This is a genomic window from Nostoc sphaeroides (assembly GCF_003443655.1).
GTDB lineage: Bacteria > Cyanobacteriota > Cyanobacteriia > Cyanobacteriales > Nostocaceae > Nostoc > Nostoc sphaeroides.
Map to the genome: position 1 here is coordinate 2529910 of NZ_CP031941.1, position 19021 is coordinate 2548930.

Sequence of the window (19021 nt, forward strand, 5' to 3'; positions counted from 1 at the left end):
TACTGATTTTAAACCTGTAGAGACGCGAAATTTCGCGTCTTTACCAAGATTTTTGGGCTTAACTGAACGGTATTGGGGGATGAGGGGGATGAGGGAGATGTGGTTCGACTTCGCTCACCAACCGGGAGATGAGGGGGATAAGGGGGAATATTGAACAAGTCTCTTCTCCATGCCCAATGCCCCATGCCCAATCTTAAACTCGACCTCTGAGAAACTGTGCCATTTCGTTAGGAGTTGGCGACATTTCCAAAGCAGTTTCTTCAGTGATGCGACCGTCTTGATAGAGATTGAGCAACGACTGATTCATCGTAACCATGCCGTCAAAGCTAGCTTGTTTCATCAACTCGCCAATTTCATCATACTTACCGTCTTTGATCCATTCTTTAATCGCTTCAGTATTTATCAGCACATCGTGGAAAGCAGCCCGCTTCCCGTCAGTTGTGCGGCACAAACCTTGAGCAATTACTGCCACCAAAGACTCAGAAATTGCCACCCGCATTGCATCCTGTTCATCACCAGAGTAGAGATTGAGAATCCGCTCAATGGTTTTGACAGCGCTATTGGTGTGCAGGGTTCCCATAACTAAGTGACCAGTCTGAGCGGCTTTTAGGGCGGTGTTAACTGTTTCCTTATCCCGCATTTCCCCCACCAGAATCAAATCTGGATCTTCCCGCAAAGCTGCTTTCAAAGCGTTGTCAAATTTCCGGGTATGCATTCCCACTTCTCGTTGTTTGACTAAAGACTTGCGGCTTTGATGGATAAATTCTATCGGGTCTTCAATGGTGATGATATGCTTGGCCATCTCCTTATTGATGTAGTCAACCATCGCCGCCATTGTGGTGGACTTACCAGAACCAGTGGGCCCTGTCACTAAAATTAAACCTTTGTGATGATGGCAAATATCCCGAAAAACTGGGGGTAATCTCAACTGTTCCATAGTTAAGATTTTCAGAGGAATCAAGCGCAACACCATCGCAGGCCCTCTAAGAGTGCCAAAAACATTAATCCGCACGCGAGCAAAGTCATATTGAGTTGCTCCGTCAAATTCTAAGTGTTCTTCAAAGCGCTGAATTTCCGCCTCACTCATCACCTCCCGCAACCAATTCATAAAAGCTTGTTTATCTGTTTCTGGATAATCCCATGATTGAATTTCTCCTCGGGTGCGGAAGCGCGGTACTTCACCTACACCTAAGTGCAAGTCAGAATATCCCTCATCGTAAGCTTGCCTGATTAACTTCTCTAAAGTAGGCCCCGCACTGCTGTTTTTAGGGAGAACTGAAGTAGGTATTGGCGGTGGACTAACCGGACGATGACCTGCAACAGAAACGTTGGTAGTCCTATCCATTGACATATCCAGTGTTTGTGTCATCTGCCGGGGCGTACTAGAGGTTGGGGGTGGTGGCGGTGGCATTGGTGGCAGGTTACGGGGAGCAGCAGAGTTAGAATTTGATGGAGACTGTGATTGTGTCATATATCTTCACATTTGGCAGTTAAAAAGTTGAATTAACGAGAAGTCAAGTCACTTACTTTGATGACTTTTGGAGAGTGCTTGAGTGCCAGCTTTAGTGGTGATGGGAGGCGATTGAAACTTTAGAACCATGTTCAATCCACTTTATCCACATCAATTTGTATCTTTTTTTCCTGAAATTCCACTAGTCAGATTATTTAGATAAAGTATTTAACCTATCTACACTGGTTTAACACAGATAATGACTCAAACTCCTTCAGAGAAAATACAGAGATTATTCAGTAATTTATAATACTTAAAGCAAAACATAAATATTCTCAGTCCTTAGATGAGAAATTTATCTCACGCATGGACACGAATTGCCAGCAATTAACAGCACAAACACTAGCAGATCATTTGTTCAGCCCATCTATGAATTATGAGAACCAATACTGATTTTTATAAGAAATGTTAAGTAGAATAGGATTAATATCTTGGGGATCAAGGTTAAAAGCTTATACCTTTTAGCTTATATATCTGAAGGCAGATGCAGAAAACAAGTTGTTTGACATAGATATAAACGTTGATTTCTAATTCATAATTATAAAAAATTAACTGTAAAGTTTAGTAAATAAATGCTCATTTTCCCAATTAGTTTTTATATACTGAATTTCACTGAGAAACAAAATTAGTTCACTCGCCAAAAGCGAGATAGGACTGAAAATTAAAATTCGTTGTGTATTTTTGGGAGGAAAAGTCATGGTTTCTGCTCAAAGCTCTAATCAAGGAAAGACCTACTCCTTGTTGATGATTAAAAGCTTTTTAATATGGACTTTTACATTAGCAGTATGTTTGTTGGTTGTCGGTTTTCCACTAGTTGTCTTGATGGCTACGGTCGGATGTCTGTTGTCGATCATCTTACAATCTGTGATGCCTGTTAGTGCTGTTTTGCTTGTAGCAGGCGCTTTAATAATGTTTAATGTCATGGCAGTTGTATTGGCTGCGGGTGTACTAACTGTTAAAGGAGTTCATCCCAGTGAAGTTAAATGGTTAAGCTGGCTGCATGGAGAGGCAGACCAAATGCAGACTACTGTTTACGCTGCTTGCCCTTTAACTTGTGAGATTAAAATCTAGTCATTACAGGTGAATATGACAAACAGTGCGTCTGCCCGGTTAAGCCGGGTTTTTTCATGCTGTTTGTGATTTAACTTATGATATCAAGATATAGTCATTACAGATATAGGACTTACGCATGAGTTACGGAATAACGAACCGCTCCAGGCGCAGTATTTCGACTTCGCTCAATAACCGGGCACAGAGAAATGAGAGTTTGAGAGATATTTTGCGTAAGTCCTAAGATAAATTCGATAAACAGTGCATCTTCCCGATTAAGCCGGGTTTTTTTATGCTTATTGTGTGATTTATGCTTTTATATTTATGGTTTATGTGATGATTGACTGCTAACTATTGACTATTGACCATAGAGCATTGACTATAACCATTGGCAAATGACAGATGACTAATGACTAATGACTAATCAAAAACGTGTTTGCATTATTTTGGGTACTCGTCCAGAAGCGATTAAACTAGCTCCTGTGATTCAGGTTTTCCAAAAGTCTTCAAGTTTTGAGTCGCAAGTAATTCTAACTGGACAGCATAGAGAGATGGTTGAGCAAGTTATGCAACTGTTCAACATTAAGGCAAATTATGACTTGGAAATTATGCAGGTTCAGCAATCTCTAAATGATATTACCTGCCGTAGTTTACAAGGGTTAGAAGCATTATTTAAGGAGAAAAAACCAGATTTAGTGGTGGTGCAGGGAGACACTACCACGGCTTTTGCCGCAGCTTTGGCAGCTTTTTATCAAAAAATTCCTATCGGTCATGTAGAAGCAGGTTTAAGAACTGATGATATCTTAAATCCTTACCCAGAAGAAGCTAATCGGCGGTTGATTTCTCAAATTACTCAGTTGCACTTTGCGCCGACTCCTTGGGCTGTGGAAAATTTGCACCGTTCTGGTGTTTTGGGTGAAATTCACATGACGGGTAACACGGTAATTGATGCATTGTTGAATGTAGCTGCAACCCAAGCAGTTTGTAATGTACCAGGTTTAGACTGGGATTCATACCGCGTTCTGTTAGCAACAGTTCATCGTCGGGAGAATTGGGGAGAACCTCTGTTAGCGATCGCTCAAGGCTTTTTACAAATCTTAGACAAGTTTCCTGATACAGCTTTGCTATTACCATTACACCGCAATCCCACAGTGCGAGTTCCGTTACAAGAACTTTTAGGCAATCATCCCCGAATTTTCTTGACAGATCCTCTAGATTATGGGGAATTGGTGGGTGCAATTGGGCGATCGCATCTTTTGCTAACTGACTCTGGTGGCTTGCAAGAAGAAGCCCCCAGCTTGGGAAAACCAGTACTAGTTTTAAGAGATACCACAGAAAGACCAGAGGCTGTTGCAGCCGGTACAGCCAAACTTGTAGGCACTACGAGTGAGAATATTTTTGCAAATGCTGCTGAGTTACTCAGTGATCCAGATGCTTATGAAGCAATGGCAAATGCAATTAATCCCTTTGGGGATGGTCATGCAGCAGAGCGCATTTTGCAGATTGTACAAAATTACCTGGGTGTTTCATCAGAAACATCAACTTAGGAATTTAGATTAAACAAAATGCAAAATTTCTGTTTTTTAAGGTGCATAAAATCGGCTTTTCTGCCGATTTTTCTTTTTTTTGAATCTAAGAGGATGTTTGAAAAGGGTCGGCTTGAGCCTCAAGTGCGACTCAGGGGTGGGATCTCAAATCCCAAAACTCCTATTCTCTCGTAGCAGTTTCTCGGTAGCCAGGGTAGTGAAACACACGCTGAAGGACTTTTCAAACATCCTCTAAGACTTCTTTAGCTTAGATTTCTCTGCATCCCACAAGAAAATAGTACAGGAATTACGCAAACAACGCAGGTAAGGGCAATTCATGAATTGCCCCTACAGCGTCTAATTTTGTGTAATACCATTTCACTTTAATAATGATACAAATACGCTCTTTTGGGGCATGGCGCAATGCCCATAGGCGTTAACTTAACGTAAAAGCCGTGTCCCACAAGGAACTGAAGCTCCTTGCTAATAGCTCAAGTCATCTAAAGATGACTGAAATATACCCAATAATCTTTAGTCTACTTCAGTAGACTTTAGCTATTAGCCTTGAACTTTAGTTCAAGGCGGGTGAGTCAAGCCAACAGTTAAGCTACTTTTCACGTTAAGTTGACACCAATGGGCATTGCGCCTTGCCCCTACGAGAAATCTATATTATCAGGATTTTCGTGAATTGGTGTAAGTCCTATAGTAGAAACTAGAAACGAGATTTTAAAAGGGCGACTTCTGGTTAAATACCTAAAGCTGCTCGTGTTTCTGGCCCCACCGTACCATCTACAAGTAAACCTTTACTTGCCTGAAAACTTCGGACTCGGCTAACAGTTTCTTGACCGTAAATTCCATCGACTCTGAGATTACCTAAAGCTGTCTGAACATCTCTTACAAGCTGACCTCTAGAACCAGGGGTAAGAATCACCGAACCGCCAACACCACCAGGTCTAGTTACAGGAGGATTGTTAGGTCTATCACCAACCCATCGAGCAAAAACGTATCTACCCGTAGAAAGTCTAGCAAAACCGTTTTCATACCTTTCAATGGCTGGAAGTGTTGTTCCATTTGGTACGCAATCTATATATGAATAGTTAGTGCTTGGGCCTGTACGGATACGCAAACAACTGCCGTTAGTCTTGACAAATGCAGCTGAACTTATTTGGATTTGAGCAGCGGCAATAAGTAATACACCAACACCAGCTAAAGCTAACCAAGCTGAAGATTTAAGAAGTTTTTTCCAATTGAATTTAGCTTTGGTGATTCCAGATGTCTCTTCTTTCGTAATAACTATATGAGAAGATGTAAGAGGTTTTTTGGTATCTAATTGAGATTTAGACGGATTATATTTGGTGTTTCGAGATGCCTCTTCTTGAGCAATAAACATCTGAGAATAAGCAAGATATTCCATAATACACCCCAATATATGAAAAAAATGAGTAAATACAGAGAACTATTTCAGTTTTCTCTGTATTTACTCTTAGTATATTTTATATCCCTCCGTTTTCAAAAGGTTTTTGCTGGTAGCACAATTAAGAAAAAATAAAATTAACGTGAGTTTGATCTCTCCCTGCCTTGAACTAAAGTTTAACGCTATCCCTCTTTGAGTCGGAGCTACGGTGTACACACAAGTTTTGTCGCAGCCATATCTTTAATTAATAAATCTCGCACTACGTTTCTATCCCGCCTCGGAATAAATTCCGAGTCTCATAGCCCGAGAGACTTTGAATTTCCCGCTTAGAGCATCGGGAAGGAGGTTAGGGGATTAGGTAAATCGTTAACTTTTCCACATAACCTGAATGGGGATCTGAATTTAGGACGGCTCAACTTCGCACACATAACTCAAAAAAATTTTCTGGCTCGATTACTGGGCATGAAGCCCAGTAGACTTGTCCGTAAATTTATAACCCAGTCTCTACAAGGGTTTTCAACGCTGCCTATATGTCTTCAATCAACGTATAAATAGGGCTTTGATATACTTATTAAAATTACGAATTACGAATTACGACTTTACCGAAGTGAGCCGCACTTTTGAGATAGTGATAAGCTTCTCGTGCTTTAGTAAAGGGGAAAACTCGATCAATAATCGGTTTGATTTTATGTTGTTGCATCGCCTGATTCATCGCCTCAAACATTTCCCGACTGCCAACATAAATACCCTGAACTGTTAAACTCTTAAAGAGTATTGGCATGGGGTCAATCTCACTTCCTCTACTTGACAATACGCCAATCAAGCTAATACGTCCTCCAATGCGGAGTGCTTGCAGTGATTTTGGCAGAGTGCCTGCACCGCCTACCTCAACTACATGATCTACACCTGTGCGATTAGTCAATTGGTAAGCTTGCTTTTCCCAATCTGGTGTTGTTTTATAGTTGATTGTTTCGTCAGCACCAAGCTGTTTAGCTAGTGCCAATTTCTCATCACTGCTGGAAGTAATAATCACTCTCGCACCATGTATTTTAGCAAACTGGAGAGCAAAAATTGAAACTCCTCCAGTACCGAGTAATAAAACACTATCACCTGCGCCAATATTGCCTTTTGTTACCAGTCCATGCCAAGCTGTGACTGCTGCACAAGGTAGAGTTGCGCCTTCAATATAGGATAGGTGGTCAGGTAATATTACTAAACCATCTTGGTGTAATAGGACATACTCAGCCAGCATTCCATCAATACCACCTCCGAGATCGAATTTCATTTTCTCTTTGGTTAAAGAGCCATAAATCCAGTCTTGAAAGAAAATACCAGCGACGCGATCGCCTATTTTAACCCGTGTCACACCTTCCCCTACCGCTACGACTTCCCCCGCACCGTCAGACAGGGGAATTAAGGGATATTTCTGTCCAGAACCGTAAGAACCTTCAATGACAAGCAGATCGCGGTAATTTAGGGATGTTGCTTTGACTTGAATGAGAACTTGTCCCGCAGTCGGTTTTGGTTCAGAGCGATCGACTAATGCGAGGGCATCAATCCCGGCGTTGCTTTGAATTTCGTAAGCTTTCATTGGCGAAATCCTTTTGCCAAAGATTATATACAGGGCTATTTCATTCTCATCTAGCCCGCCTCAGAATTTATTCTGAGGCTAATAGCACTCATTCGTCTAAAGACGACTAAGGAAAGGCTTTTAGTCCACTAAGCGTGGACTTAAGCTAAAAGCCTCTGAACTTTAGTTCTGGGCGGTTTATGTTTAGAACGAAATAGCCCTACTCTAAATTGATAGTCATTTCGCCTTATGAGCTTGGTTGCTGATCGGGAAACATACACTTATCAGAATCGCAACCACTAGGGCCAGCCTCTGCCATTTCGCCTAAATCGTAGCGGCTTAAGACTGCACAGAAATCATCTGTTTTCCGCCGTGCTTTTACTTCTTGATTTAGGCGATCGTAGGTTGGTTTATCTATCGGTTCAAATGGCAAACGTGGGAATGATTGCAAATCGTCAAAACGAGCTAAAAGGGCGGCTGAAATATATCCTTCATCATTTTGGATAGTTTCGTAGATGCGCTGTCCTAAAGGTTCGATTTCATCTGAGCGAAGTTCTAAAGTTGCTGATGTGTTGTGAGTCACATACCAGCGTTGAACCTGGAGAACAAAATCAAATTGAGCTAAGACTGAAAACTTAGAAACATCAATTTCATCAGCACCTGGTAAATCAGCCCAAGATACAGAAACAGGGATTTCTACTAACCACTCACTCACGCGTGGATCAAAGGGATCGTTGAGCAAATTGCCCTGTTCGTCTTTGTCTGATTGCGAGGGAATGACGTTGTAACCGTAGTCAATACAAGCTAAGGCTACTGGGTCATTTTTGCCGAAGGTGATACGGCGAATAAATCTTTGCGCTTTCGGGGGATGCCATCCTGAACTAGCATTAGTTAATAATGCCTTCGTGCCACTGGGTTGAACTGTAGTGCAACGATTTGGACGCTTGAAATTGTGGCGATCGCAATAATCCCAAACTACCCGATGTACAATATCTTTCCAGGAAATTAGATATTTTTCTTCCTCACGCTTGAAAGCTAATCCTTGTGCAGTTGCCGGTCTTCCTTGTTCCCACCAGCGCAGCCAATCAACACCAAAAGCATGGACAAAGAAATCAAATAAACCTGTAAAAGAAACCCCCACAATCGGGTCTAATTCCCGACTGGATTGATAACGTGGTTCCAGGAATTTGTGATTTAAAAGTGCTGCTACAGATAGCGCCCCAGCAGTGAAAGCCTCCTCTTGTTCTTTGTAGTTATGTGGATCGATTTGATTGAGGTGAACCTCTGACAAATTGCAGTGAAAATTAGAGCCGATAATTTCACCGCAATTGTGAGTAATACAACCGTTGGCAATAAATGAGTGAGTTAGCGGAACATGAAGATCATAGACAGATTCTTCACCAAACTCTTCAATACTGCGAACTTTTGAAGTAAACCATCGGTTGATAATAGTTTCACTATAACTCCTGGCTAGTTTCTTTGTTGCAAGTTGCTCTAGACGTTGCTGTTTTTCAGGTACAAGAGGAAAACCAACTAATTTATAGAAGTTTCTGACTCCTTCTCCTGAGTAAACTATCAGGCGCCAACTTCCTCTATTTTGACTAATCTTTTCCGTTCCATCTTTCAAGATGTAAGAAACACCTTTTTCTCCTGGATTTTGTTTAAGTTTTAGACTGCTTTTGATTTCCAGGTTTAGTAACAATAACTGAACTTGTCGGAGGAAATCTTTAGAAAGGTTACGAAGTTCTACATGTCTTGCCTTAAGACTAACGCAACCATCAGCAGAAAATAAACCTTGTAGAAAGCCAATGATGACTTCTTTTGATTGATTTAGAAAGCTATCTGGTAAACAGTTTTTTGACTGAATGCCTAGTTTTTCCAAGAATGAATTCATTAAACATGAACCACTATGAAAGGTATATACCCCTTTCACCAAACTAGGTTTATGGTTATAGCCTGTTAGAGATTCGACAGCTTGGCTTAGGAGAGGAAAAACTGTTGGGTATTCCTTTTGATTGATATAGAATACTGCATCTAAACTTCTATATCCTTTGTAGATTGAACCATCACCATATAACCAGCCCAGCATTTGAGCTTGTTCAATAGTGATTGTACCTTCACCGAAACTTCCTTCTCCTTTTTGAATATAGATACTATGCTCTGAGGTTAAGTCCTTGGTTGCTACCCATCCGTGATTAGTAAAGTGTTTATGGTCAGCAGTACATCTCATCTGTAACCCATTTTCTAAGGTTACTGTATAAGTTGTTTGTACACCAGTAGCAAACGCGATCGCATCAGTCAACTTGACACCATCTAATCCTACTGAGCGCAAATCCACCAAGGTTCTGAATGGCTTACCAATTAAATCTTTTATTGGTACTAACCCTTGGTCAGTTGATACTAATGTATCGCCCGAATGACAAGGATTTAACCCGTAACGAGACAAACGATGTTCCAATTCCAACGCATTAAGCTGAGGATAGCGATTCTGCAACCACTGTTTTGCTGCTCCTTGTTCATAAGCTTGCAAAAAATTAACTTTTAGAGCTTGTGTTGGCAGTAAATCAATGTTCGATCGCGCCACGGCTTCACCAGCCCATTGAATTGCTCCCTCGCCGCTATAGTACTGTTTGCGGACAGCATTAAGACATTCTTCTAATGAGGGTTTGTGGTGAAAGACCCTGCTATGATTTGCCATCCTGAGTGCATCACGCTCTGGATCAATTCGCCAGTTGCCACTTTCATCTTGCTGCCATAAATTATCTTTGGCATCGGCAAACAAACTATCTTCGCTAGAACCTTGCCTCATGCCAGCTGATCGCCTAATATTACCGGCAACAATTGTTACAGCAGCTTGATCGATTAATAGACAGCATTCAACTGAATTTAATTGCCGTCCTCTAGCTTTATTCAGGATGGAGGCACAACGCTGATAAAGTCCGGGCAATTTCACAGGGTTAGCAACTCCTCCAAAGCCGTTGAGAGTTTCTCCGGCTTTTCGGACATCGCTGATATCAACTAATACTTCTACAGACGCAAAATTTTGCGTCTCTAACTTGCCAAATCGTTCATTAGTGGAAAGTTCTAATAGGGCTTGATATGATTCAACCCAACCTTCACGGCTATCTCCAACGTGAATAGTGACGTTATTGCCTTCTATATGAGTTTGAGTATATTCACGCCGTTGTTGCACAGGAGTGCTGCCAATTTCGCCTTGGACAGTCACATTCAGTTGATTACGGATGGGGGGCAACTGGTTAATAAATCGTGGTTCTAGGACGGCTCCAGTACCACAGCCCATCATTGCCAAATCCATCATTAATCCGAATGCGCTCCAGTCTTCAAGATTGGTAGAAGTGCAATTATAAGCCCCGGAAAAATTCTTTGGCTTGGTTATCCAGTCTGTACCACCAACCCACAGCCAGCGCCCACTGGGCATAGCTTTCAAGTTGCGCTGCATCCTATCCAGGATGACAGCTTCTTCTTGAGTTAGCTTTCCCAACTCGACTAAGCCGAGTAGAGTGCGATCGCATACCTCATCCCATGTTTCCCTTAGTCCCGCCTTTGTGCGGCGGCTATAGGTTCTAAAAAATACGGGATTAGCAGCCGGTGCAGTTTCGGGAAACTTTGCACTCTGGCGTTTTCTTTCTAGCTCTCGAACCATATACTAAGTGTCTTGCGTTCTTGTTGCGTGCGGACAGATTATGACTATACGCCAAGTAGTTTGAGTATTAAAGATTGTCAAATTGTCCACTTTACGCTAGCTATAGACCGTACTATTTGCAACAGAAATTTATAATGTATAATATCATTCACTCTTGAGTATGATATTAATATAAAGTTTCAATTAGCACCCATACTTGATAAGTATTTTTAAAATGATCAATATCCGTTGTGAAGCGCTGTCAGACTACACAGTAATATCTGAGGTGAATACATTAGCCTTTGGGCAAGAAAATGAGGCTAAACTTGTAGAGAAAATTCGCCGTTCTGACCGCTATGTTCCAGAACTTTCTCTAGTTGCAGAGATTGAAAATGTTGTAGTCGGTCATATTTTATTCAGCTACATTGACCTGGTGAGTGAAGAAACGCTACAGGTACTCGGTTTAGCACCTTTGGCAGTTCATCCACAGTTTCAAAGACAAGGTATTGGTAGCGCACTAATAAAAGTAGGGTTAGAAATAGCAGAAGCAAAGAAAGAAGCCATAGTAATTGTACTAGGTCATCCCGAATTTTATACTCGCTTTGGCTTTCAGCCTTCTGTTGTTTATGAAATTGAGTCTCCTTTTCCAGTACCAGAGGATGTCTTCATGGTTAAACCACTGCAAAGTTATCAAAAAAGGTATAAAGGAAAAGTTTTTTATCCATCTACTTTTGATGGAGTGTAACTCGCGCACAAATTTAGGGATGAGGCAGATAAAACCAATTCGCAATTCGCAATGGGCAACTCTTGAAGACGCTACAAGCGAACGCCCCGCTACGAAGAGAGCAATTCGCAATTAATTCAGCCCGACACTAGGGGTGGGGTTTTTACCTACCTTGGGAAACAAGGATTTTTTCGCCCACCAGGGGCAAGGTACAGAGTTTGTCATTGCAATCCCGATTCGAGAAGCGAAATCAGCACAATTATCAAAGTGCGTAGGCGTAGCCCGTCGTAGACATCGCCCTTAGAGGGGAAATTGCGCCCGAATTGTTCGGTTCTACCACTGTTATCAGTACACAAATAGCTATAACCTCTTAGGTAGTAGTGTAATGTCTACCCTAGACGCTGTTAGTCGCTCTTGAATTAAGGGGTGAAAGCCTGTGTACAAATGGATATTGCCAAGTCTGAGCGAAATCTTGGCCCAAAATCAATCAAGTCTGGCTGAATGTTCACCTGCTAAAGCAGAGCGGCAGTGGCGTGTTAGCCTAGCAGCGACAGAACATTTGCTATTAAATACTTTAGCATCTGATTCAGTTGACGCAACCCAAGGATTAGTTTTAGCTGCACCAGCACCCTTATTTAGTCAGCCAAAACTAACTCAAAGCTTACAAACAGTAAGTTTTACCGCAAAACCATTTAATCCCTTGGCACTGATGCCATTTCAGATGCCAGATGCAATCGCGCCTGTAAATGAAGAAATGGCTCCCCATGAATCGGTACTTTCTTTATTACCTGCCGATCCACTAGGTGCAGAGCAGTTTTGCTTGGTTTTTACAGATAAATTTAGTTTAGTACTGGTTTTAGCAACTCACAAAAACGGTAAAAAAACCTTTTCATTTTCTTTTGAGCCAGAAGTAGTACAACAGGCTTGGCGATCGCTAGGAGCAAGAGTCATGCTGGCTAATCCAGAATTTTTTGCCCGCCTAGATACATTAGTACAACAGTATTCTCCCGTAGCGCCAGATTGCCGCATCATGGTTCAGTTTAGCCAGTTGTTACTTCAGGAATTAGCAGAAGCAGAAGAGGCTGGGGACAAGGAGGATAAACCATGCCCAATGCCCAATGCCCAAAATCCTGATGTAGAATTGCTACAAGCTTTCGCTCACGAAGTCCGCACACCTTTAACAACTATTCGCACCATGACTCGCCTGCTGCTGAAGCGGCGGGATTTAGATGCCAGCGTGACTAATCGCTTAAAAATTATTGATCATGAGTGTACCGAGCAAATTGATCGGATGGAGTTGCTGTTTAAGGCAGCAGAATTGGAAACTACTACCTCAACAAAATCGCCAAAAACTCAACTCACGCCGATGTCTTTAGATCAAGTGTTGCAGCAGAGTATTCCCCGTTGGGAACAAGCAGCGCATCGGCGGAACTTAACTTTAAATGTCGTTTTACCCCAGCAACTACCAACTGTGGTAAGTAATCCCATGATGCTGGATCAGGTACTCACTGGTTTGATAGAGAATTTTACTCGCAGCTTACCTGCTGGTAGCCATATTCAAGTACAAGTTATCCCGGCTGGAGATCAACTTAAGTTACAATTATCGCCCCAATTTGGGTGCAAAGATTCAAGTAAAGCCGCCATACCTCCAACGCCACCAATTCGCAAAGCTCTAGGTCAATTGCTGATGTTCCAACCAGAAACGGGTACGATTAGCTTGAATATTGCCGCAACCAAGCATTTGTTTCAAGCGATCGGTGGCAAACTGATTGTGCGTCAGCGTCCACATTATGGGGAAGTCTTGACAATTTTCCTCCCCTTAGAAGTTAGCAATATACATAATTGACTAGTCAGAGTCTATATTGAGTGAAACCAATTTTAGCTTTAGCGATCAGTTCCATATTCATTTCTTCACCAGCTTTTGCACAGGTACAATTACAACCATTATCTGGCATTAAGATTTTGGTTAACCCAGGACACGGAGGGCAAGAGACTGGCGCAGCTGGGCCAACAGGATATTTAGCTAAAGATGTCAGCTTGACAGTATCTAAGTTGCTGCGTGATGAACTGGTCTTAAGAGGTGCGGTAGTAGTGATGACGCGAGAAGATGACAGAGAACTAGCTTTGTCTGATCGCCAAGCTATGATCGATCAACAACAACCAGCGATCGCTCTAACTATACATTACACAGCAGTACCTAACGACGGAAATGCAGAGAATACCAAAGGCATTAGAACTTTTTGGTATCATTCCCAAGCCCATAGTCTAGCCGTTTTTCTCCACAATTATCTAGTTAACCAGCTAGGGCGTTCATCAATAGGGGTGTTTTGGAACAACTTGGCGCTAACTCGTCCCTCTACAGCACCATCAGTGGTAATGGAACTGGGTTTTATGACCAACCCCGAAGAATTTGAATGGATAGCCAACGCCGATGAACAAAAAAAATTAGCGCGAGTCTTGGCAGATGGTGTTGTTAAGTGGTTTCAGGGTGCGATCACTTAAGTAGGTAGATGCAAATAAAGTTAAGTGCTGACTGGAATTAGTATAGTTTAATGCCAGTAAATTTTTCTGACTTGCCATCTGTAAAAATAGATGCCAAAAATGTATATAAATTCTGCTTAAGAGCCAAGTAGACATTTCTGCAAACATCAAAAGGAAAATTATGGCAAGTTTTGAAGTAATCGAAAAAGAAAGCTTGCGTTTAGTCAAGGTAACTTTGCAAAACGAAACAGTCCGAACTGAATCTGGTGCTATGTACTATATCCGTGGCAATATTCAGATGCAATCTAAAGCCCCTTCAGCAGGCGGATTTTTAAAATCCCTAGCCACGGGAGAAAACATTTTCCGTCCTACATATACAGGCACTGGTGAATTATATTTAGAGCCTTCTTTATCGGGATATCACATTTTAGAATTAGACGGTAGTGAATGGATTTTAGATAGTGGTGCTTATTGGGCTAGTGATGGCACTGTAGAAGTAGGAGCTGAACGCAACAAATTTGTATCAGGCTTAATTGGTGGTGAGGGATTGTTTCAAACAAAAGTCAAAGGCAGGGGTAGAGTCGTTATGGTAGCACAAGGCCCTGTAGAAATAATAAATTTGCAAAATGAGCGATTAGTTGTGGATGGAAATTTTGCGATCGCTCGCACAAGTAGCTTAAATTATCGCGTTGAAAAAGCTACTAAATCTCTTTTAGGTTCGATGTCCTCTGGTGAATTCCTCGTGAATACTTTTGAGGGAACTGGTACTGTATTGCTGGCTCCTATACCTTATTGGCAAGTCATGATGCTCCGCCAAATTACTGCCGCGCTACCAAAAACTTCTAGCTAATAATCATTGTAAGTCTTTCCGACATGCTTGTGCGATCGCTCGTTTTTTTGAATTACTGTGGGTAAATCTAGTCATTTGTCATTAATCATTAGTCCCAATGACCAATGACAAATGACAAATGACTAAAATTTTTATAACACAAATAGGATTGCTATAGCAGCATAAAGTTAACTCAGGGGATAATTGTAACTCATCACTCATTTTCTATTGCGATCGCTCTTGGGGTATCGCCAACGCTTGGGAGTTGCACTGTAAATGTGGAACCTTCATATAATTTACTTTTTACAGAAATAGAACCGCCAGAGCGTAGCAGCAATTGCTGTACAATTGTTAACCCCAACCCAGCACCACCATGATCTTCATTTGCTGCTGTACGCACCCGATAAAATCGGTCAAAGATTTTAGAAATCTCGCTTTCGGCAATACCGATACCTGTGTCGCGGAATTCTAATTGGACATAATCGCCTTGAAGTCGGGCACGCACCCATACTTCACCCCCATTAGCAGTAAACTTAATGCTGTTGTGCAGCAGATTAATCACAATCTGCCTCAGCCCACCACTCACACACCAAATAGATGGAAGTTCAGTGGGTACAGTGTAGGCTAGCATAATCCCTTTTTCTTGGGCTAGAGGTTGGTAGGTACTAACTACTCCAGGTACAATATCTGAGAGCCGCACCGACTCTAAAGCTGTTCCCTCTAAATTACGTTCCAGATGCACCAGTTCCAACAAACCATTAATCAGAGAATTTTGCTGATCGCACTGGGTATTTAACATTTGTAAATAACGTTGTCGCTGGGGGGATTTAAGATTAGGGGAATTCAATAACGAAAGTGCTGTCTTCATGTGCGTCAAGGGTGTACGCAATTCCTGACATACATTTTTTAGATATTCATCTTTGAGTTGCTCTTTGTTATTCAGTTCTTGATTTTGTTGCTGCAACTTGGTAGTGCGGACTCTGATGATTTGACGATTAATTTCATCTTGTCGCAGGAGTTGTTTTGCAAACAGTTGATTCATCAGTGCGCCTTGGGGCGCAGCTGGACAAATAAAATCAACAGGTATTGGGGATGATTCTGGCGTAATCGCTTGTTCAATCCCATTTAATACTTGCTGAATTACTCTCCCCTCAAGAGTATTTATAATCAGTAACGGCTGGTTTTTATTAGTATTTACCTTCCCCGATGTCTTATTTTTGCGTTTTTTAAGTGGTCGATGAGCCAAAATTAAACTGCAAAACTGGGGCGATAACACCATCAGAAAGTTTTCCCGTCGCATTTGGCTATCTGGTGATAGGTGAACGGGGACATGATGAGGGGATGAGGAAGATGAGGGAGTATTTTCTTCCCCTGCAACGCCAGCTCCCTCATCTTCCCCTTTCTGACTCTCGTCAATCTGGCAAGTATAAATGAGACTAGACGCACCTACCGAGGATTGATAACGCGCTAGTTCTGATTGCCAAATTTTTTCTGGTGGTAGCTTCACCCATAAAGTGGCTGCAATTTGCTGCTCAATTAGTAAGTCAATTTGCGCTCTCACCAGTGATAGCAGAGTAGCAGGACTGAGGGACAATGGTTTAGGAGGCGCTTGCACTCCCATAACTACTTGATAAACAGACAAATCCTTAGCTAGAAAAACATTCATGAGTCAAGCACAACTTGAATGAAGCAAGAAATAACTCTGTCTTCGATTTTCACCTTTATGTGTGCATTTTTTACAAAATCCCCACGGAAAGAAACATTAACTATAAAAAACTACACTTACAAGGGAGTGGGGAGTGGGGAGTGGGGAGTGGGGAGTGGGGAGTGGGGGGAGCAGGGGGACTCAAATCAGTGAACAGTTATCAGTGAACAGTTATCACAGACGATTTTCAAAACTTTTAACTGATAACTGATAACTGATAACAGCCCCATGCCCAATGCCCAAATTAAGCTTGTATATTCAGTCTTTGGTGCAAAGCGTCGCGTGCGTGTTCTCGATCGTCAAAATGGATTTTTTCGGTGCCGAGAATTTGGTAGTCTTCGTGACCTTTACCAGCAAGTAACACTCCATCACCGGGTTGTGCTTGTAAAATAGCGGTACGAATTGCGATCGCCCGATCGCAAATTACAGTTGGTTGTACTGTATCAGCAATTCCCGCTAAAATATCTTGCAAAATCCGTTCTGGGTCTTCAGTCCGGGGATTATCTGATGTCACTACTGCAACATCAGCTAACTCAGCCGCAATTTTACCCATTTTTGGGCGCTTAGTGCGATCGCGATCGCCACCACAACCAAATACGCAAATCACTTTACCCGGTATAAACGGACGTGCAGCTTTCAGCAAATTTTCTAAACTATCGGGTGTGTGAGCATAATCCACAATCACGCTAATATCTTGGTTAGCATCAATTTGTACCCGTTCCATGCGTCCGGGAACTCCGGGGAACTCAGAGATCACAGCTGCCACTAACTGCAAATCTAGCCCTAAGTGTAAAACTGCTCCTACGGCTGCGAGAAGATTTTCTAAATTATACTGTCCGACTAGGGGCGATTGAAAAGCTACATCACCTTTTGGTGTATGTAATGTACCACTGACACCATTTGGCTGGTAATTTAAATCACTCATCCAGAAATCAGCGCTGTTGTCGTTGACACTGTAACTCCAAACCCGTTCAGAATCTAACGAGGCAATTAAGCGCTTCCCGTAAGAATCATCAGCATTAATTATTGCCCGTCCCTTGAGATAATCAGGGCTAAATAACAACGCTTTGGCGGCAAAGTAATCTTCCATATCGGTGTGATAATCGAGATGGTCTTGAGTAAGATTACTGAACACCGCTACCTCAAATTCACAACCCAACACTCTCCCTTGGGCTAAAGCGTGAGAACTTACTTCCATCACCCCGAACTCACTACCAGCCTTTACAGCCTCTGCTAACTGCTGTTGCAGTTCCACCGCAAAGGGCGTAGTGTGGGCAGCAGTTTGCTCAAAACCTGCCCAACGAGTGTAGAGAGTTCCCATCAAAGCTGTAGCTAGATTAGCTTTGATGAGCAGAAATTCAATCAGATGAGTAGTTGTAGTTTTGCCATTTGTACCAGTCACACCTACCAGCTTGAGTTTTCGCCCCGGATAACCGTAAAAAGCGCTGGCTATCTGGGCACAAGCTTGAGTTATGTTACTTGCACTGATGACCACAGCCTGATTCGTGGGAGGATTTTTTTGTACAGCTTCGGGAGAAACGATCGCAGCTACAGCCCCCGATGCGATCGCACTTTGCCAAAATTCCCCACCATCAACCCGCGTTCCTGGCATCCCAATAAACAAATCTCCCACACGACAAGCATGGGAATTCGTCTTCAAACCCCTAACTTCCACATCCTGCATCGGATAGCTAGGCAATTGTTCAACACTATCTACCGCCGTTAGTAATTCCCGCAATTTCATGTTGTGAACCTCGTCACCTTCTTAATCTTGCGCTTATTCTGCATTATTTTTTTCTAATTGGCTAAATACTTAAGCAACATTTGCTCTAACTGCTGCACACTAGCACGAGGAGAAGGACGCGGCAATGGTACTTCTATAATTTCTCCCTCCGTGCCCTCTGTGCCTCTGTGGTTCGATAAATAAAGTACTGGCACCTCATACTCATACGCACCGAACCAATCTTCACGAGTTGTAATATCCCTAACTTCCAACTCGAAACTAAGATTTTGGATTTGTTCTAGCTTTTCTTGCAAGCCTTCACATAAATGACAGCCAGGTTTACTGTATAAAATTAATCGCATTTGTTAATTAATTACCATGCACACTATTTTACATATCACTAAAAGCGAACAATGGGAACAAGCAAAAATCCTTGGAACCTATCGGGGTGATACGTTAGACTCGGAAGGATTTATCCACTGTTCGACAGCAGCGCAAGTTATCTGGGTTGCAAATCGTTTTTTTGTCAATCAAAAGGGTTTGGTAATTCTTTGCATTGATTCGGATCGAGTTAAAGCTGAAATTCGTTATGAGGCTGCGGAGGTAGATAATTTATTTCCCCATATTTATGGTGAGTTGAATATTGATGCTGTGTTTCAGGTTGTTGATTTTGAGGCGGGGGAGGATGGGTTTTTTGTGTTGCCGCAAGAGGTTATAAGTTTAGAATAATACCAATTTGAAAAAAGAATGCGACAAATAGACCATTTGTAGAGACGCGATTCATCGCGTCTTATCCAAGAGACGCGATTCATCGCGTCTTTATCCAAGGATGTGTTGCAATCATTA

13 protein-coding genes and 1 pseudogene are annotated in these 19021 nt (G+C 42.1%); 7 read left to right on the forward strand and 7 right to left on the reverse strand.

Features of this window, described 5'->3' with window-relative positions; genetic code table 11:
- Positions 1 to 193: 193 nt before the first annotated feature.
- On the reverse strand, positions 194 to 1471 hold the full coding sequence (locus D1367_RS11305; protein ID WP_118166546.1) for a type IV pilus twitching motility protein PilT: 1278 nt from the start codon (positions 1469 to 1471) through the stop codon (positions 194 to 196).
- Positions 1472 to 2206: 735 nt separating this feature from the next.
- On the opposite strand from D1367_RS11305, the gene D1367_RS11310 reads away from it, so the two are divergent.
- Both D1367_RS11310 and wecB read left to right on the forward strand, forming a co-directional pair.
- On the forward strand, positions 2207 to 2581 hold the full coding sequence (locus D1367_RS11310; RefSeq protein ID WP_118166547.1) for a hypothetical protein: 375 nt from the start codon (positions 2207 to 2209) through the stop codon (positions 2579 to 2581).
- Positions 2582 to 2976: 395 nt separating this feature from the next.
- Positions 2977 to 4107 (forward strand): non-hydrolyzing UDP-N-acetylglucosamine 2-epimerase, encoded by a 1131-nt coding sequence (gene wecB, locus D1367_RS11315; protein ID WP_118166548.1) that lies wholly within the window; start codon positions 2977 to 2979, stop codon positions 4105 to 4107.
- Positions 4108 to 4831: 724 nt separating this feature from the next.
- Here the strand turns inward: wecB and D1367_RS11320 are convergent.
- The 3 genes from D1367_RS11320 to nrdJ all read right to left on the reverse strand — a co-directional run bounded on the left by D1367_RS11320 (position 4832) and on the right by nrdJ (position 10734).
- Entirely contained in the window at positions 4832 to 5500 is a 669-nt protein-coding gene (locus D1367_RS11320) for a peptidoglycan-binding protein (RefSeq protein WP_225892277.1), read from the reverse strand.
- A gap of 577 nt (positions 5501 to 6077) precedes the next feature.
- Positions 6078 to 7091, reverse strand: coding sequence for a zinc-dependent alcohol dehydrogenase family protein (locus tag D1367_RS11325; RefSeq protein WP_118166549.1), 1014 nt, complete (start codon positions 7089 to 7091; stop codon positions 6078 to 6080).
- Positions 7092 to 7317: 226 nt separating this feature from the next.
- The gene (nrdJ, locus tag D1367_RS11330; RefSeq protein WP_118166550.1) at positions 7318 to 10734 is read right to left on the reverse strand and encodes a ribonucleoside-triphosphate reductase, adenosylcobalamin-dependent; all 3417 of its coding nucleotides are present in this window, start codon (positions 10732 to 10734) and stop codon (positions 7318 to 7320) included.
- A 214-nt stretch (positions 10735 to 10948) separates the two neighbouring features.
- On the opposite strand from nrdJ, the gene D1367_RS11335 reads away from it, so the two are divergent.
- The 4 genes and pseudogenes from D1367_RS11335 (at position 10949) to D1367_RS11350 (ending at position 14768) form a co-directional block, all read left to right on the forward strand.
- Positions 10949 to 11458: a GNAT family N-acetyltransferase gene (locus tag D1367_RS11335; protein ID WP_118166551.1), complete on the forward strand. Its 510-nt coding sequence runs from the start codon at positions 10949 to 10951 to the stop codon at positions 11456 to 11458.
- A gap of 415 nt (positions 11459 to 11873) precedes the next feature.
- Positions 11874 to 13283 carry a sensor histidine kinase gene (locus D1367_RS11340; protein ID WP_118166552.1) on the forward strand — a complete coding sequence of 470 codons (1410 nt, stop codon included), beginning with the start codon at positions 11874 to 11876 and terminating at the stop codon, positions 13281 to 13283.
- 92 nt (positions 13284 to 13375) lie between these two features.
- Positions 13376 to 13939 (forward strand): annotated as a pseudogene (locus D1367_RS11345) (N-acetylmuramoyl-L-alanine amidase family protein); the annotation flags it as partial.
- Positions 13940 to 14099: 160 nt separating this feature from the next.
- On the forward strand, positions 14100 to 14768 hold the full coding sequence (locus D1367_RS11350; protein ID WP_118166554.1) for an AIM24 family protein: 669 nt from the start codon (positions 14100 to 14102) through the stop codon (positions 14766 to 14768).
- A gap of 193 nt (positions 14769 to 14961) precedes the next feature.
- On the opposite strand, the gene D1367_RS11355 is transcribed toward D1367_RS11350, so the two are convergent.
- The 3 genes from D1367_RS11355 to D1367_RS11365 all read right to left on the reverse strand — a co-directional run bounded on the left by D1367_RS11355 (position 14962) and on the right by D1367_RS11365 (position 18537).
- A complete protein-coding gene (locus tag D1367_RS11355) occupies positions 14962 to 16413 on the reverse strand; it encodes a DICT sensory domain-containing protein (RefSeq protein ID WP_118166555.1) in 1452 nt (483 codons plus the stop codon).
- Positions 16414 to 16696: 283 nt separating this feature from the next.
- Positions 16697 to 18196 carry a UDP-N-acetylmuramoyl-L-alanyl-D-glutamate--2,6-diaminopimelate ligase gene (locus D1367_RS11360; protein ID WP_118166556.1) on the reverse strand — a complete coding sequence of 500 codons (1500 nt, stop codon included), beginning with the start codon at positions 18194 to 18196 and terminating at the stop codon, positions 16697 to 16699.
- 53 nt (positions 18197 to 18249) lie between these two features.
- On the reverse strand, positions 18250 to 18537 hold the full coding sequence (locus D1367_RS11365) for a glutaredoxin family protein (RefSeq protein WP_118166557.1): 288 nt from the start codon (positions 18535 to 18537) through the stop codon (positions 18250 to 18252).
- Positions 18538 to 18553: 16 nt separating this feature from the next.
- Between D1367_RS11365 and D1367_RS11370 the strand changes: the two genes are divergently transcribed.
- Positions 18554 to 18904, forward strand: coding sequence for a DUF952 domain-containing protein (locus tag D1367_RS11370; protein WP_118166558.1), 351 nt, complete (start codon positions 18554 to 18556; stop codon positions 18902 to 18904).
- Positions 18905 to 19021: the final 117 nt, after the last annotated feature.

Bases quoted from the DNA above. Each gene is read 5' to 3' on its own strand.
- D1367_RS11305 (WP_118166546.1), bottom strand. From the start codon at position 1,471: ATGACACAATCACAGTCTCCATCAAATTCTAACTCTGCTGCTCCCCGT.
- D1367_RS11310 (WP_118166547.1), top strand. From the start codon at position 2,207: ATGGTTTCTGCTCAAAGCTCTAATCAAGGAAAGACCTACTCCTTGTTG.
- wecB (WP_118166548.1), top strand. From the start codon at position 2,977: ATGACTAATCAAAAACGTGTTTGCATTATTTTGGGTACTCGTCCAGAA.
- D1367_RS11320 (WP_225892277.1), bottom strand. From the start codon at position 5,500: ATGGAATATCTTGCTTATTCTCAGATGTTTATTGCTCAAGAAGAGGCA.
- D1367_RS11325 (WP_118166549.1), bottom strand. From the start codon at position 7,091: ATGAAAGCTTACGAAATTCAAAGCAACGCCGGGATTGATGCCCTCGCA.
- nrdJ (WP_118166550.1), bottom strand. From the start codon at position 10,734: ATGGTTCGAGAGCTAGAAAGAAAACGCCAGAGTGCAAAGTTTCCCGAA.
- D1367_RS11335 (WP_118166551.1), top strand. From the start codon at position 10,949: ATGATCAATATCCGTTGTGAAGCGCTGTCAGACTACACAGTAATATCT.
- D1367_RS11350 (WP_118166554.1), top strand. From the start codon at position 14,100: ATGGCAAGTTTTGAAGTAATCGAAAAAGAAAGCTTGCGTTTAGTCAAG.
- D1367_RS11355 (WP_118166555.1), bottom strand. From the start codon at position 16,413: ATGAATGTTTTTCTAGCTAAGGATTTGTCTGTTTATCAAGTAGTTATG.
- D1367_RS11360 (WP_118166556.1), bottom strand. From the start codon at position 18,196: ATGAAATTGCGGGAATTACTAACGGCGGTAGATAGTGTTGAACAATTG.
- D1367_RS11365 (WP_118166557.1), bottom strand. From the start codon at position 18,537: ATGCGATTAATTTTATACAGTAAACCTGGCTGTCATTTATGTGAAGGC.
- D1367_RS11370 (WP_118166558.1), top strand. From the start codon at position 18,554: ATGCACACTATTTTACATATCACTAAAAGCGAACAATGGGAACAAGCA.